This is a genomic window from Shewanella kaireitica, assembly GCF_023284045.1.
Taxonomy (GTDB): domain Bacteria; phylum Pseudomonadota; class Gammaproteobacteria; order Enterobacterales; family Shewanellaceae; genus Shewanella; species Shewanella kaireitica.
Genome location: NZ_JAKIKQ010000002.1, coordinates 324,836 through 338,270 on the forward strand (window position 1 = coordinate 324,836; position 13,435 = coordinate 338,270).

General features: G+C 42.8%; 18 protein-coding genes. 9 read left to right on the top strand and 9 right to left on the bottom strand.

Going from position 1 to position 13,435, the window contains the following annotated elements:
* Window positions 1–24: 24 nt before the first annotated feature.
* The 3 genes from L2730_RS03965 to L2730_RS03975 all read right to left on the bottom strand — a co-directional run bounded on the left by L2730_RS03965 (window position 25) and on the right by L2730_RS03975 (window position 2,625).
* Complete coding sequence (locus L2730_RS03965) at window positions 25–990, bottom strand: LysR family transcriptional regulator (protein ID WP_248973407.1); 966 nt, start codon at window positions 988–990, stop codon at window positions 25–27.
* 305 nt (window positions 991–1,295) lie between these two features.
* The gene (locus tag L2730_RS03970) at window positions 1,296–1,997 is read right to left on the bottom strand and encodes a pseudouridine synthase (RefSeq protein WP_248973408.1); all 702 of its coding nucleotides are present in this window, start codon (window positions 1,995–1,997) and stop codon (window positions 1,296–1,298) included.
* 4 nt (window positions 1,998–2,001) lie between these two features.
* Window positions 2,002–2,625: a helix-turn-helix transcriptional regulator gene (locus tag L2730_RS03975; RefSeq protein WP_248973409.1), complete on the bottom strand. Its 624-nt coding sequence runs from the start codon at window positions 2,623–2,625 to the stop codon at window positions 2,002–2,004.
* A gap of 124 nt (window positions 2,626–2,749) precedes the next feature.
* Between L2730_RS03975 and L2730_RS03980 the strand changes: the two genes are divergently transcribed.
* Window positions 2,750–3,358, top strand: a complete 609-nt coding sequence (locus tag L2730_RS03980; RefSeq protein WP_248973410.1) for an NAD(P)H-dependent oxidoreductase — start codon at window positions 2,750–2,752, stop codon at window positions 3,356–3,358.
* Window positions 3,359–3,387: 29 nt separating this feature from the next.
* A complete protein-coding gene (locus L2730_RS03985; protein ID WP_220738452.1) occupies window positions 3,388–3,804 on the top strand; it encodes a VOC family protein in 417 nt (138 codons plus the stop codon).
* A gap of 36 nt (window positions 3,805–3,840) precedes the next feature.
* On the opposite strand, the gene L2730_RS03990 is transcribed toward L2730_RS03985, so the two are convergent.
* From L2730_RS03990 to L2730_RS04000, 3 genes are all read right to left on the bottom strand, one after another.
* The gene (locus L2730_RS03990; protein ID WP_248973411.1) at window positions 3,841–4,593 is read right to left on the bottom strand and encodes an SDR family oxidoreductase; all 753 of its coding nucleotides are present in this window, start codon (window positions 4,591–4,593) and stop codon (window positions 3,841–3,843) included.
* 108 nt (window positions 4,594–4,701) lie between these two features.
* Window positions 4,702–4,947, bottom strand: coding sequence for a hypothetical protein (locus L2730_RS03995; protein ID WP_248973412.1), 246 nt, complete (start codon window positions 4,945–4,947; stop codon window positions 4,702–4,704).
* 68 nt (window positions 4,948–5,015) lie between these two features.
* Window positions 5,016–5,219, bottom strand: coding sequence for a hypothetical protein (locus L2730_RS04000; RefSeq protein ID WP_248973413.1), 204 nt, complete (start codon window positions 5,217–5,219; stop codon window positions 5,016–5,018).
* A 272-nt stretch (window positions 5,220–5,491) separates the two neighbouring features.
* Here L2730_RS04000 and L2730_RS04005 point away from each other — a divergent pair, with 272 nt between their 5' ends.
* Window positions 5,492–6,391 carry a universal stress protein gene (locus L2730_RS04005; protein WP_248973414.1) on the top strand — a complete coding sequence of 300 codons (900 nt, stop codon included), beginning with the start codon at window positions 5,492–5,494 and terminating at the stop codon, window positions 6,389–6,391.
* A 54-nt stretch (window positions 6,392–6,445) separates the two neighbouring features.
* Here the strand turns inward: L2730_RS04005 and L2730_RS04010 are convergent, their stop codons facing one another.
* The gene (locus L2730_RS04010; RefSeq protein ID WP_248973594.1) at window positions 6,446–6,784 is read right to left on the bottom strand and encodes a TehB family protein; all 339 of its coding nucleotides are present in this window, start codon (window positions 6,782–6,784) and stop codon (window positions 6,446–6,448) included.
* A gap of 136 nt (window positions 6,785–6,920) precedes the next feature.
* On the opposite strand from L2730_RS04010, the gene L2730_RS04015 reads away from it, so the two are divergent.
* The 5 genes from L2730_RS04015 to L2730_RS04035 all read left to right on the top strand — a co-directional run bounded on the left by L2730_RS04015 (window position 6,921) and on the right by L2730_RS04035 (window position 11,076).
* Window positions 6,921–7,403 (top strand): YcxB family protein, encoded by a 483-nt coding sequence (locus L2730_RS04015; RefSeq protein WP_248973415.1) that lies wholly within the window; start codon window positions 6,921–6,923, stop codon window positions 7,401–7,403.
* A 378-nt stretch (window positions 7,404–7,781) separates the two neighbouring features.
* Window positions 7,782–8,660, top strand: coding sequence for a MipA/OmpV family protein (locus L2730_RS04020; RefSeq protein WP_248973416.1), 879 nt, complete (start codon window positions 7,782–7,784; stop codon window positions 8,658–8,660).
* Window positions 8,661–8,665: 5 nt separating this feature from the next.
* Entirely contained in the window at window positions 8,666–9,085 is a 420-nt protein-coding gene (locus L2730_RS04025; RefSeq protein ID WP_248973417.1) for a DUF3019 domain-containing protein, read from the top strand.
* Window positions 9,085–9,798, top strand: coding sequence for a response regulator (locus tag L2730_RS04030; RefSeq protein ID WP_020911068.1), 714 nt, complete (start codon window positions 9,085–9,087; stop codon window positions 9,796–9,798). Before L2730_RS04025 ends, L2730_RS04030 begins: the two co-directional genes overlap by 1 nt.
* A gap of 18 nt (window positions 9,799–9,816) precedes the next feature.
* Window positions 9,817–11,076, top strand: coding sequence for an ATP-binding protein (locus L2730_RS04035; protein WP_248973418.1), 1,260 nt, complete (start codon window positions 9,817–9,819; stop codon window positions 11,074–11,076).
* Window positions 11,077–11,397: 321 nt separating this feature from the next.
* Here L2730_RS04035 and L2730_RS04040 read toward each other — a convergent pair whose 3' ends face one another.
* Complete coding sequence (locus L2730_RS04040; protein WP_220738445.1) at window positions 11,398–11,703, bottom strand: DUF1289 domain-containing protein; 306 nt, start codon at window positions 11,701–11,703, stop codon at window positions 11,398–11,400.
* Between the two features lie 177 nt (window positions 11,704–11,880).
* Between L2730_RS04040 and L2730_RS04045 the strand changes: the two genes are divergently transcribed.
* Window positions 11,881–12,435: a DUF4136 domain-containing protein gene (locus L2730_RS04045; protein WP_248973419.1), complete on the top strand. Its 555-nt coding sequence runs from the start codon at window positions 11,881–11,883 to the stop codon at window positions 12,433–12,435.
* 72 nt (window positions 12,436–12,507) lie between these two features.
* On the opposite strand, the gene fkpA is transcribed toward L2730_RS04045, so the two are convergent.
* The gene (fkpA, locus tag L2730_RS04050; protein WP_248973420.1) at window positions 12,508–13,281 is read right to left on the bottom strand and encodes an FKBP-type peptidyl-prolyl cis-trans isomerase; all 774 of its coding nucleotides are present in this window, start codon (window positions 13,279–13,281) and stop codon (window positions 12,508–12,510) included.
* Between the last annotated feature and the right edge of the window lie 154 nt (window positions 13,282–13,435).

A 13,435-nucleotide genomic window follows, 5' to 3' on the forward strand; every position in this document is an offset into this window, starting at 1 on the left:
GCAAAAACTGCATGCCTGAAGTGGCTAGTAAGAGTGGAGTAGATCTGCAACTATTTGAATCAAGATTTCTCTTTGACCTATAGTGTAGCGGCGGTTTTTAGCCTCTTTCTCTACAATAAAATACTGGGGTGACAGCATGTCACCGTGCAATAGACTCACTTGCTCTTTTGGCAGTGGTTCAGTTCTCAAAGTGGGGATACTATTGCACACGTCAGCCTCGACAGCAGGCAAAAAAGCGATACTTCCCATGGTCATCAGGTGGCAAAACCATGCCTCTCTACTAGCCACTTTATCTACACTCTTAAGCTCAATTCTGGCATTGCGACAATACATTTCTAGCGGATCAATCTTATCATTAAAGCCCTTACTTTCGAGGTATAAAAATGGTTGTTGTGCTATCTGTTCTAAGGTGATGTTAGGCATGTGCTGCCAGATAGGATGCTGTACTCTCGCTGCAATATGCACACTATCGAGCGTTCCCAGTAACTCGCACTCCAACTCTGAAGCGTTTGATGTGTCAAACCCTATACCAAAATCTAGCTCACCATTATGGATCTGCTCTGCTGTATGGCAATCCCAACAGTGTAAACGGATTTTCCCCATCGCCTCTTGCTCTGCATGTTCACTAATCGCCACGGCTAAGCTACTCATAATGCTCTGAGTGACTGCAATATTAAGCGACGGTATTTGAGCTATTTCATCTTCGTCAAAGGCAACTTGCTCAAGATGGTTAACAGCTCGGTAGAAACTGCAGATAGGTTCATATAAAGCTTCGGCTAAGGGAGTGGGTTTGAGCCCTTGCTGGCGGCGGTAAAAAAGCTCATCGTTAAACGTAATACGCAGTTGAGTTAAGCAGCGACTCACTTTAGGGGCTGATACTTGTAGCTCACTGGCCGTGGTATTTGCATGACCATTTTCATACAAAGTCTTAAACACGATAAGGCAGAAAATATCTAACTCAGACAGTTTTTTTAGCGAGTCATTTAACATGATGTATAAGGTCTAATTGAATACTTAGTTATAGGTATAGCATAGCGATAGGTAGGAAAGCGTGTTCTACGCTGTTAGTGGCAAGTTAAAGTTCAATAATTTGGCTTGGGTCACAGCGCAAAAAAGCAGCACGTATCAACACGGAAAAGCACACTGCTAGAGGATTTAACTAGTTGAGCTACCAATGGCAGTGCGTAACTGTAAAGCAGCAATCAACTTACGGCTTGATCTACTTAAGATTATATTTAGATAGCCAAGCACGCTGCTCACCTGTGCATTCGCAGATGCACAGCAAAGACGAATGCTTAGCAGCAAATTTCTGCGGTTGAGAGCACTCTGCTTTGGCCTGCTAATAGTTGCGGATCTAGCACTATTTCGCCTACGGAAATACGATGCAGCCCAATAACAGGGTTGCGAAAGCGGCCAAACATGCGCTTTATTTGATGATAGCGCCCTTCCAACAAGGTTACCAAAGCGGTATGGCTACCAATAATTTCAAGCTTGGCTGGTAAGGTGGTAATGTCTTCAAACTCAAAATACATCCCCTCTTGAAAAGCTTTTATATAGCTTTCATCTATTGGGTTTTTCAAATTTACACGGTAAAGCTTTGCCACCTTATGCTCAGGTGACATTAACCGTTTTGACCATCGGCCATCATTAGTTAGCAGCAGTAAGCCTGACGTATTGAGATCTAAGCGGCCGACAATATGTAACTGCTGCTTGTCGGGATGAGTGAGTAGGTCGATTACCGTTTTATGCTTGTCATCAACAGTGGCACTTACCACCCCCACAGGTTTATGCAGCATCAGATAAGTCGGTGTATTGGCTTGTAGGACTTCGCCCTCTAGCGTGATATAGGAAAACTCATCAACAATCTGATCGACATCTCTGGCTATCTCACCATCTACTTTAACTAGCCCTTTAGCCAGTAGTACTCTGACATGCTTGCGGTTAATCCCTTTGGTTGTACTGATAAACCTATCTAGCCGTGCTCGTTTAGATTCCATACTGTTATCCGTTTAACGGCACTATTTTATAGGCACAACGCCTGGCACCTTCGATAATATGCTCCTCTCGGCTAATGCTGGCATCTTGTTGTAATAGATTTTGAAACAGTTGTAACTCAGAGCGGCAAAAGTTAAGGCATGAAGACGCGGCTGCGCAAATGGGGCAATGATTTTCTAGCAGCCAATAGACACCGTCTGTGCTTTCGACACTGGCCATATACCCCTCTTCTGTACGCAGTTTAGCAAGTACTGCTAACTTGGCGGGTAGATCTTTAGCATCAGCTAAGGCTGATTGATACAGCTTAAAAGAAGCATCCTCTCTATGGGCGATAAGTTGCTCTAAGCCTTGATCACCAAAAATCGTTTTTACAGAATCGATCAGCTGCACCGTAAGCTCTTCATGGCGATCTGAAAAATGGCTATTACTTTTTGAAGTTAATGACCAATAACGTGTAGGCCTACCGCGGGAAGCTTTTTTGTCTTCAAATACCACATCACTGTTGTCTTCTAAGCTTTGAAGGTGCTGACGCACGCCCATGGTTGTTAAGCCAAGCTCGGTGGCGATGACTTTAGCGGTCAACTCCCCTTGGGTCTTTAACATCTGCAATATTTTGTCGCTGGTCTTCATAGTTTCCCCTTAACGCTTAGTGCACATTATTACCGAATCAGCTTTTAAGTAAACTTTTTTCTTTACTTTATTATGTAAAGATATTACTTTACATAACACTTAATAAACAAAAAGGTTTACTAAAATGGAATTAGTTATTGTTAGTGGAAGCCAAAGAAAGGACTCGCAAAGCGCCAAAGTTGCTCAATACTTAATGCAACAGATCCAGCCGAGTCATACAGTGAAACACATTGAACTTTGCCAATATCAACTGCCTTTTTGGGATGGTGATCCCGAGAGTAAAACAACCGACGGCAGTCGCTGGCCCTTTATCTCACAACAAGTAAAACGTGCTGATGCGCTAATATTAATTACCCCTGAATGGGGTGGAATGGCATCGCCACTGATGAAAAACTTTCTATTAATGTGTGATAACCAAGATACGGCGCACAAACCAGCGCTGTTAGTCTCAGTAGTAAGCGGCATTAGCGGTGCCTACCCGATAGCAGAGCTACGAATGAATGCGCTAAAAAACAACAAGCTAGTTGCAACACCTGATCACCTCATTATTCGTAATGTCGAGCAGGTATTAAATACTGAACAAGCCGTTGATGATCGTGATAAGCACTTACGAGAACGCATCGACTACTGCTTGTACATGTTGGCGCAGTACAGCGAGGCTTTAACCGTTATTCGCAGTAATCATCAAGATAAGCCCTACCCTAAACAACAAGAGTACTGTTACGGCATGTAACACCCAAGAGCAACAGCAAGGAGCACATTATGATGCATCTAGAACATTTAAATTTAGTGGTAAAAGATATCCCTACAACGCTAGCTTTTTATCAAGCAATTTTCCCTCACTGGAAAACCCGTGGTGGTGGTGTCAGTCAGTGGTATGGAGTGGATAGGAACTGGGTTCATTTTGGTGATGACTATCAGTATCTGACTTTCAATGACGATGGTGTTGGCAATAACCGAGACTTAAGTGGCCACCAAGTTGGGCTGGCTCATTTTGCTTTTGTGGTGGACGATCTTGACGGCGTCATTGCACGACTAGCTGCGATTGGCCATCCCGTCGATAAAGATGGCGCAGAAGATCCCTATCGCCGCAATGCCTATTACATTGACCCGGATGGTTATGAAGTAGAGTTTGTGCAATACCTTAGTGATGTGCCAAGCGAGCGAAATCGCTACTGATAATCAGAGCCAACTATATCGCAGCAATGAGCCTGATCAACTCATTTTTCTGACCCACGAACTCGGTGCTATTCGCAGAATCCAGTGCAATACTGCCCATGGCCAGCTCGGTACAAAACTATTGGCTTTTTCGGCCTCTATCGCTTTAACCATGGCTCGGCAGCCAACGTCGGTATCGACGATAAAAGGCACCTTCTCGACATGGTCGTTGATTTCGCTGCGGATAAACCCAGGGTGAATACAGCTGACGCTAATTGGCGTGTGCATCACATCAATGCGGATCCCTTCAGTTAACGAAGTCACTGCAGCTTTACTCGCCGCATAGACTGTCATTGCCCGCCTAAACCCACGCACTGCACTCACCGAAGAGATAGTCACTAAATGACCTGCGTTCTGCGCTCTAAAAATCTGCATCGCAGCTTCTGCTTGAGCGATTAATGCAACAAAATTGGTCTCAGCGGTTTGCTTGTTTGCCTCAAAGTGACCGGTACCGATAGACGCTCCTTTGCCCATTCCGGCATTAATGATAATCCTATCGATACTACCTAGCTCTTTGTTAAAGGCTTCGAACACTTCGAATACTTGTTGATGATTGGTGACATCGAGAGTTTTTATTGAGACTTTGATAGACGGGTTAATCTTTTCAAGCTCGATTTTTAAGGCTTCAAGCCTGTCCATTCGACGGGCGCATAACGCCAAATCCCGCCCTTTTTGCGCAAACTCAAGGGCCATACCACGGCCAAGACCTGAGCTGGCACCGGTGATCAAAATTGATTTTCTAATTGTCATTTGATTCTGCTAGCAACTGTTATTTAACGCTAAGCTACTGTTGAATGGCCAGAATGTAAACAGCTGTTTGAACCTAAAACTATGGCTAAGCGGCTCCTAAAGACCTTTCTACGAAAGCCAAATCGCAGCTGCAAACAACGAAGCATAGAATAGAAAACCAACGATGAAAGCGCTATTAAACGGATCCCTTTTCTGCACTTTTCGACGCTGAAAAAAGCTGGTTGGTGCTAAGGGGTAGCAGGTTTTACCAAAGGTAAAAATGCGGATCACTACGGCGCCAGTAAAATACAAGACAAACGAGAGTACTAAATCCCACACAACCCAAAACGCAAGTTCCATTGCAAATACAAACATCGCTTCTCCTTAGCTTTATATGGATTGGTGCTCGTTATGACTAAACTGCTTTAGCAGTTTCATTAGCGCTAGCTGGGTGCCATGTGAAGTAAAAACAGTCCAAAGGCGCTAAAAAAAGCAACGCCAATACACAGCATTGCAGTTAGCATTTTCGATTGCGACGCCGATTTTATTAATGCAAATTCAGTCTGCATCTCCAATAAATCAGTTAACTCAAATCCATTCTGTTTTACTGCAAACTTATCTGCTGTTTCATTTATGTTTATTGGCATATCACAACTCCTTTATGACCCTAAAAATTTTACCGACTCACTAGGTTAATGTCAGGTTAAAGTTAATTAACATTCCATTTACTCAAGTTTTTATTTTGAAATTATGTGAATGAGTGAAAAGGATGCATAGTTGATACGAAGGAATTCAGCGGTTTATCGTAATTAGATTGAAAGACACTTACCAGAGTGGCTTTAAGTGCTATTTGATATTAGCCAAGCCTAGTGTTTATTGAGCTTTCGACTACAGTTGTTCGAAATGGAGTGAAAGGTAAATGGAGTATTTCACTATGATCTCGTACCACCATACATTAGCGCTAGTAGACAACAATTCAGTCGCCCAATTTGCCTTAAACAAAGCGCTACAACTTGCCTGTAGAACCAAAGCTAAGGTCACCGCCTTAAAGGTGGAAAAGCCCTATAACAACTTCCTCAATCGATTAGGTCTAATCCCCGATAATGCGCTAGATCCAATGCTGTTCGTCAATAAACTAATCAGCAAATATCAACGCCTAGGTGTCGAAATCGAGGTTAAGAAAATTAAAAACACCAAAGACCACATTGCGATCCTTAATGAGACCAATGCTAGCGACTATGATTTAGTGGTAATGAATAATCAGCATCACAATACTATCGTCAGTGAGTTTATTCCCAGTTGCGAAGATCACCTACTGCGAGAGAGCAATCTCCCGATTTTGATCGTCGGTAATAAGTCATGGCAAAAACAGGGGCACATTTTAACCGCTTTAGAAACGGCTGGTTCTAACATTGCTCATAGAGAGTTGAATCAAGACTTGCTAGAAGATAGCCAGCAGCTCGCGAGTCTACTAGAAAATGACATGCATCTGCTAAATTGTTATCAGCTGGAAAACTGGAGCATGTCCATTAAACGCGAGGCAAACTTCATTAGCGATGAGGAGCAAAGAAGTCAGCATTGGGGGCATTTGGTTGACTCAGCAAGAGCCTACCAACTAGAAAGTGACCACCTACACCTTGAACAGGGGCTTCCCGATCACATCATCCCAGTCATCGCTAACAGGTGTAACGCCAATTTACTAGTGATTGGCGCGGGTGAACATCACGGCTTTATCAGTGATTTAAAAGGCCACACCTCATCGGTCATCATCGATCAATTAAAGTGCGACATTTTAGCGATAAAGCCAGTTAGCCATTAAACAGAAGTAAACTCCTAGCTGAACACAGCCATAACCTTGCAGTACTGCGATTGGCTAGGCGTCTCTTTCACTTTGGTTTTCTGCCACTATGGCAGAGTCAACTTGCGCCCAAAAATCGACACGAAACTGGGTGTCAGCCGTAAGTAACTCAACTTTATGCCAATACTGCGGTGGCGAGATAGCAGTTTGCCCTACCTCAATCAGTAGTTCGGTTTCTACCTCTGCTCGCCTATCCTTAAAACCATAAAATTTAACCGTGCCGCGCAGTACATGGATCTGCCCATATACTCCCGCTTTAGTGTTATGCAGATGCAGGAACATCTTTGGCACAGTGTCCTTATCAAACAGCGGCGTTGATTTATAATTAACAAAATCTTTCGGTATCGTTGCCATAGTCGCATTTAACCTCTTTATCATTATCACGCTTTGCTTCAATATAGCGTGATTAAGCCTGAGTTAATCAACTATATGCAAACTTAGGCCAATTGCTAGCAGAGCTGGCACCCAAGCATCAAACGAATGAGCCCCAATGAACTCTGAATATAGCTACACCACACAGTACACCTTAGATAAAAGTCATTTCAGTGAGTGCTTTGATGAATCTGTAATTTTAGATACATCGATACGTGCATATCGAAAGGCGATCATCTTTACCCTTATTGGTGTGCTATTACTACTAACGGGGATCAATGCCTACGCCTCATGGTTTTTGATCGCTTTAGGGATTTTAGAAGCACTAAATATCCGCTACAAAAAACCGTGGTGGCTACTGCGCCAAATGATGAGTAAGGCGGCTAATAATGAAGTGACCTTAACGATTGACACTAAGGGGATCTCAAATGATTCTTTCTATGTCAAAGGCACTATTCTTTGGCAAGATATCGTTTCAGTCAAAGAGACTGAGCAAGGCTTTTTAATCAAGCAAGCAAAAACGGTTAGCTACCTTTCCAAACGTAGTCTTGATGATGAAGCCATTGCATTTGTCGTCAGTAAAAGTAGAAGCGAAGCGTGAGCGAGCTCAAATTAATGCAACTCAGCTTAAAAAATAATGTACAGCAGAGTTGCAGAGCGCGATGAGTATTTGCCTGCTGAATAAAAGGAGAACCTTGTTCGAACCACTAGAGAAAAGGCTTATATATTTTTACAACTATCGATCCAGAGAGTAGTAAACTTTAGCTTATTCAGCAGCCTAAGCTTTTTATGCCCAAGTGAATTTTCCAGGCCCGACAAAATCACACTTACAATGGCGCAAACTTGAGTCTTCGATTGAACACTTTGTGACCTGTATCACTTTGCAACAAATCCACTTTAACCCCATGCTGCCATTAGCAAATAGTGATACTCTATATTCTCTTTTGTTAATTTTGTAATCATAAGTCGATATCAATATATGCATTATTTATTGGCGCTAATCTTAAGCATTAGCTTCTTAACAACTACAGCCCATGCAAGCAACAGCAGTGAGGGTTGCGATAACAACAGCGGCTGCATTGAAGTGGGTCGTTGGGATATTGGTATTGCACTCGGCTACGGTGAGAAGTCTAATCCACTTAAAGATTTTGATGATATTCCTCTTTATGCCATTCCTACCATTGCTTACTACGGTGATCAGTGGTTTTTTGATAATGGGAATATTGGTTACACTCTTACAGAGGGTGAGAACTATACGATCAATTTAGTCGGCACCTTTAGTACCGATCGTGCTTTCTTTTATCGTTGGGATCCCTCTAATATTTTTCTGCTAAAGGGAAATAGTGTCGAACGTGCAACGACTAGAGGCCCGACTATAATGGCCGCTAGTAGCGAGCCAGAAATCGACACCAGCGAACTAGCAAACAGAAACTTTACATATCTTGGCGGAGCAGAAGCTTTTCTTTACACAAGATTTGGTATAGTAAAAGCCTCTGTTGCACATGATCTTTTTAATGTACATAACGGAACAGAAGCTCAGCTAAAATGGCTGTATAATATTCCGCTAGATAGCTGGAATTTTGAATTTGCAGCTGTGTTAGACTGGAAGAGCGAGCAAGTCGTTGACTATTACTACGGTATCAGACCGAGCGAAAGCCCCTATTGGAGCGAGATGTATCAAGCAGAGTCAGCTTTGAATCAAAGTATCGAATTTACAGGACAATATGTGTTAACTGAGAATTGGAATTTACTGCTGGTTGCACGCTATACCGACATTGCCGATGCAATTGTTGATAGTCCTCTAGTCGAGAAAGATTACACAACTACCTATTTTGTAGGCGCAGCATACAGGTTTTAATATCAGTGCTATCGCTAACTAAAAAATTATTTCTCTGTTTTATTTTCTGCTCAGTATTGAGCGGCTACGCTGTCGCTGATGAAGATGAAGAAGAACCATTGGCAGCAAGCCTAAGCCTATCTCCCGAGATTTGTATTACCAGTGCAGATGAAGAAACCTGCAATACTGAAGTTGTACTTGGGTGGGAATTGTTGCACGACCGCCCCATTTGCATCCTTTCTGATTACAAAGAACTAAAGAAATGGTGCAACAGTTCACCAGATGTTAACTCTTTAGCGGTAAATATCAGTGCAAACAAAGATATTCAGTTTGTCATGATAGACAAAGATACCCACGAGACGCTTGCGGGTGTAAAATTAAAAGTTACTCAAGCTTCGTCGCCTCAGGTTAGGCGTCGCTACCGCAACCCATGGAGTTTATTCTAATGACCAACTCTCAATCTACGCATAGAGTCCTACTCGTAGAAGATGATATTCGTCTGGCCAACTTGATCGTAGATTACTTAAAATCGCATGGAATGCACGTCGAAGTCGAACGTCGCGGAGATACTGTCTTAACCCGCCTTATCAACTATAAACCTGACATTATCCTGTTAGATATAATGCTGCCAGGCATGGATGGCTTAACACTTTGTGAGAAGCTTCCAGACTACTTTGCCGGCCCTATCTTATTGATGAGCGCATTAGGTTCAAACGAAGACCAAATTAAAGGCCTAGAGCTAGGTGCTGATGATTATGTGGTCAAACCGGTCGACCCAGCACTGTTAGTGGCCAGAATTAATAACCTGTTGCGTCGCCAGGCTAAGCCACCTCAAGTTGAATCTCACTGCTTAAGCTTTGGTAAACTAAGTATCGATCCACACACTCAAGCCATTCGCTTAGGCGAGACTGAAGTTGATCTTACTAGTCATGAGTTTGAACTGTTATGGTTACTCGCTTCTCAAGCTGGCCAAGTCATGAGCCGCCAGTATATCTATCAGTACTTGCTAAATATCGACTTTGACGGTAAAGATAGAAAGATAGATGTGCGTATTTCTCGCTTGAGAAAGAAACTGGGTGACAACATAGAAACACCTTTTAGGATTAAAACGGTTTGGGGACAGGGATATCTATTCGCACCGGAAGCATGGAATAACTAACTTTCAAGTTAGCCATAAATGAAGCGTCTATTTTTAAGTTTATATCTATTGTTAAGCCTAGGCTTTCTGGGTATAGGTTGGACGCTCGATAGTCTTTGGAAAAAGAATGTCGATCAAGAAGGTGCGCTAGACGCACCTTTAGTGGCTTTAGCGCAGGTGTTAAGCAAGCTGCCACACTCTGAGCGACATGAGATGCTCAAAAGCATCAACAACAATCCCAAATTCCCGCTAGCATTACTCGATGCCGATCAAGTTGCATTCTCAGAAGATCAAATGGTGCAAAATGATGCCGTGATCGCCACCCCCTATGATATCAACCATGAGTTACAATTTATAGCGGTAGGCGATCACATCCTAATGGCAGGGCCAATAGAGCTCGACCCTGACGCCAGCTTACGAGGTCTTTATAATATATTCTTTTATTTGTCCTTAGCTTTTGTCACTCTTATCTGGGTTTGGCCACTATCTAAAGATTTGAAAACACTGCGTAATGCAACCAAAGAATTTGGTCAAGCCAAATGGAATACCCGTATTAAGCTGACTAAGCGCTCACAAGTATTACCGCTAGCAACAACGTTTAATGATATGGCAGCACATATAAGTGCATTGATTGAAAACCAAAAACACCTTTCAAATGCAGTGTCTCATGAAATACGCACCCCGCTTGCCCGCCTTAAATTCGCCCTAGCATTGATCCCACAATATTGCCTGCCAGAGTCAGAGCCCCAACGTCGCCAAGCCTTTCTTGATGAGATGCAACTCGATATCAAGGAGATGGAAAACTTACTGCAAGAGCTACTTACCTACGCGAGCTTAGAGACCCAAAGAGAAGGACTACAGTTTGAACGTTGTGAATTAAACAGCCTTGCTAAACAAACCATAAGTCGCCTGCAGACACACCATTCAACGACGATAGAGCTAATTGAAACAGAAACATCGGCGCAAATAATGGCCGAACCGTCTCTGATTGAGCGCGCGTTGCAGAACCTAATTACCAATGCCCAGCGCTTCTGCGTTGACAAAATTACCGTTGAGATAAGTGTGCAAGGAGAGCAGGTTTTATTATCTGTGACTGATGATGGTGAAGGAATTTTGCAGCAGGATCAGCTCAAAATTTTTGAACCCTTTTATCGCAGTGAAACTAGCACTAATGGTAATAAGGGCCATGGTTTAGGATTAGCCATTATCAAGCGTATAATGGAGCGACATCAAGGCAGAGTTTCACTAGAAAGTCAGCCAGGTTTCACTCAGTTCACGCTAATCTGGCATAAGCCATAGCGCCTGCAATGGGCTCGAGTCGTAATCCACTAGGGGCTGTTGATCTTTCGAGCTTAGTTTTTGTTCGGTTCTTTACCGTAAGGAATAATGCTTCTAGTACAAGGCTTGAGCGATAAAGCTTAGCCGGCTAAGTGAAAAGCTCATAACACATTCTAGTCATAAAAGAATAGAAGCATTGAATCGAACCCAAAGGGCCGCGTTTCTTGGCTATTTTTACTGTGTTGTAGACTATTTGTGGAGAATAACTAAACGGCATAGCCTCCGCCTTGTCAAAATAGCCAATAAACTGCGGCAAAAACAACCGTGAAAGATCAACAGCCCCTAGTCTAATTTAAAATCTTTTGAATCGAGTGATTCTTCCGGCAGTTCCTGAAAATCTAAACTCGGGTTTGCCTTCGCTCTCTCTTCAACTAATTGTGCCTTTCTAGCTTTTAACATTGCAAGTTGGCGGCGACGCTTACGCTGCTTACACAGTCTAATAACGTCAAATTTTTGCGCATCAGAAAACTCGAGCCACTTGAACCTTTCGTCTCGATTACGTAAACATCCTTTACAATATCCCCTTGCATCACTTTGGCAAACACCAATGCAGGGACTGGGGATTTCAAAAAACTCTAACTGTTCCATACCCTAAACATATACTATGTAAAGATTAATACCAATTGCATTAGCTACATAACCGCTGTCTACCTAACTAAAATGACTATACTTAACTTTTAACCTAATACAGTCATCGCACTAAGTAATCCAAAGTTATAGGCTAGTAAGACAAAGGCGTTGCCACCTAAAATGAGAGGTTCGATAATGAACATACTAAAACGTATTCTATTCACCTGCGCAATATCAATACCGCTACTAGCTCAGCTTGGTTGCAGCTCAACCCCAAAAAATGATTACGATCTTAACTATAACTTTGCTCCGCTAAAAAGTTTTAGCCAGATAAACCCAGCACAAACGACAGATCCTTTAAGCGCCGCCAGAATACAGCAATCGATTGCAACAGCTCTTACAACTCAGGGCTTTGTTCAACAAGATGATAATGCTGACTTTCTCGTCACTTATGGATTTAGAGTTGATGATAAGCCGAAGGATTCCGGTTTTTCTATTGGCCTAGGCGCGGGCTCATGGGGCAGTTCAAGTGGCGGCAGTATTGGCACCAGCGTCGATGTACCAGTAGGCAGTGATACGGCTAAAATTCAAACGATCCAGATCGATATTCTCGACCCACAGACAAAGCAACTCATTTGGCGAGGTAGCGATAAATTTAGCTTCGATGATGGTGGGGAAGAGAAAGCGCAAGAAACCAATGCAACAGTGAGCAAAATTTTGGCTCAATTCCCACCACAGAAAAAGCAGTAAGCATAAGCCCACTGCCAACCAGATACAAAAAAGGACGCCAAAGCGTCCTTTTTTCTTCACCCTAGAGGAAGATTAGTGAGCGTGTGCAGCGCTTGCTTCTGCAGCAGCATCGGCTTTTTCAATATCTAATAGCTCTACTTCAAATACCAAAGTTGAGTTAGCAGGGATCGTAGCTGTGTCACGATCACCATATGCTAAGTTAGCAGGAATAACGAACTTGAACTTAGAACCAACAGACATTAACTGTACGCCTTCAGTCCAACCAGGAATAACACGATTAAGCGGGAACGTTGCAGGCTCGCCACGCGCCACTGAGCTATCGAACTCAGTACCATCAGTTAGTGTACCAACATAATGGACTTTAACAGTGTCAGTTGCTACAGGCTTCTCGCCAGTACCTTCGGTCAATACTTCATACTGTAGACCAGACTCAGTTGTCGTCACGCCTTCTTTTGCTTTGTTTGTTTCCAAATAAGCTGTGCTTTCAGCTAAGCTCTTTTCTGCAAGAATTGCAGCTTGTGCTTGGCGTTTCTCATTTAGCTTTTCATCAAGGCTCTGCAATACTGTCTGCATCTCTTCTTGAGTAAGCTTAAGCTCGCTATTCAAGCCTTCGCTGAAACCTGTCACAATAAGATCTCTGTCTACTGCTAAGCCAAGCTCTTCTTGTTCTTTAATGTGACCAGCCATGTATGTGCCAATTGACGCACCAACGCTGTAAGCTTCTTTTTGCGCTTCAGTTTTCAATTCGACTGCGGCCGGAGCAGCAACAGCTTCTTGCTCTTGATTGCACGCAGTAAGACCAACAACGGCCAAAGCCACTAGTGAATATTTATAAAGAGATTTCATTTAAAGCTTCCTCAGCATCTACACGTGGTTACTATAACCTTTACTTTTATTAGGCGAACCACTTTATACTAGTTAAATAGGTTATTCCAATCTGATTGGACAAAAGCGGCACGGCTGTGATTGAAGCCACTTTTTCAATACAGATTAATATATT

Coding starts and splice junctions, on each gene's coding strand:
- L2730_RS03965 (WP_248973407.1), bottom strand. CDS start 990: ATGTTAAATGACTCGCTAAAAAAACTGTCTGAGTTAGATATTTTCTGC.
- L2730_RS03970 (WP_248973408.1), bottom strand. CDS start 1,997: ATGGAATCTAAACGAGCACGGCTAGATAGGTTTATCAGTACAACCAAA.
- L2730_RS03975 (WP_248973409.1), bottom strand. CDS start 2,625: ATGAAGACCAGCGACAAAATATTGCAGATGTTAAAGACCCAAGGGGAG.
- L2730_RS03980 (WP_248973410.1), top strand. CDS start 2,750: ATGGAATTAGTTATTGTTAGTGGAAGCCAAAGAAAGGACTCGCAAAGC.
- L2730_RS03985 (WP_220738452.1), top strand. CDS start 3,388: ATGATGCATCTAGAACATTTAAATTTAGTGGTAAAAGATATCCCTACA.
- L2730_RS03990 (WP_248973411.1), bottom strand. CDS start 4,593: ATGACAATTAGAAAATCAATTTTGATCACCGGTGCCAGCTCAGGTCTT.
- L2730_RS03995 (WP_248973412.1), bottom strand. CDS start 4,947: ATGTTTGTATTTGCAATGGAACTTGCGTTTTGGGTTGTGTGGGATTTA.
- L2730_RS04000 (WP_248973413.1), bottom strand. CDS start 5,219: ATGCCAATAAACATAAATGAAACAGCAGATAAGTTTGCAGTAAAACAG.
- L2730_RS04005 (WP_248973414.1), top strand. CDS start 5,492: ATGGAGTATTTCACTATGATCTCGTACCACCATACATTAGCGCTAGTA.
- L2730_RS04010 (WP_248973594.1), bottom strand. CDS start 6,784: ATGGCAACGATACCGAAAGATTTTGTTAATTATAAATCAACGCCGCTG.
- L2730_RS04015 (WP_248973415.1), top strand. CDS start 6,921: ATGAACTCTGAATATAGCTACACCACACAGTACACCTTAGATAAAAGT.
- L2730_RS04020 (WP_248973416.1), top strand. CDS start 7,782: ATGCATTATTTATTGGCGCTAATCTTAAGCATTAGCTTCTTAACAACT.
- L2730_RS04030 (WP_020911068.1), top strand. CDS start 9,085: ATGACCAACTCTCAATCTACGCATAGAGTCCTACTCGTAGAAGATGAT.
- L2730_RS04035 (WP_248973418.1), top strand. CDS start 9,817: ATGAAGCGTCTATTTTTAAGTTTATATCTATTGTTAAGCCTAGGCTTT.
- L2730_RS04040 (WP_220738445.1), bottom strand. CDS start 11,703: ATGGAACAGTTAGAGTTTTTTGAAATCCCCAGTCCCTGCATTGGTGTT.
- L2730_RS04045 (WP_248973419.1), top strand. CDS start 11,881: ATGAACATACTAAAACGTATTCTATTCACCTGCGCAATATCAATACCG.
- fkpA (WP_248973420.1), bottom strand. CDS start 13,281: ATGAAATCTCTTTATAAATATTCACTAGTGGCTTTGGCCGTTGTTGGT.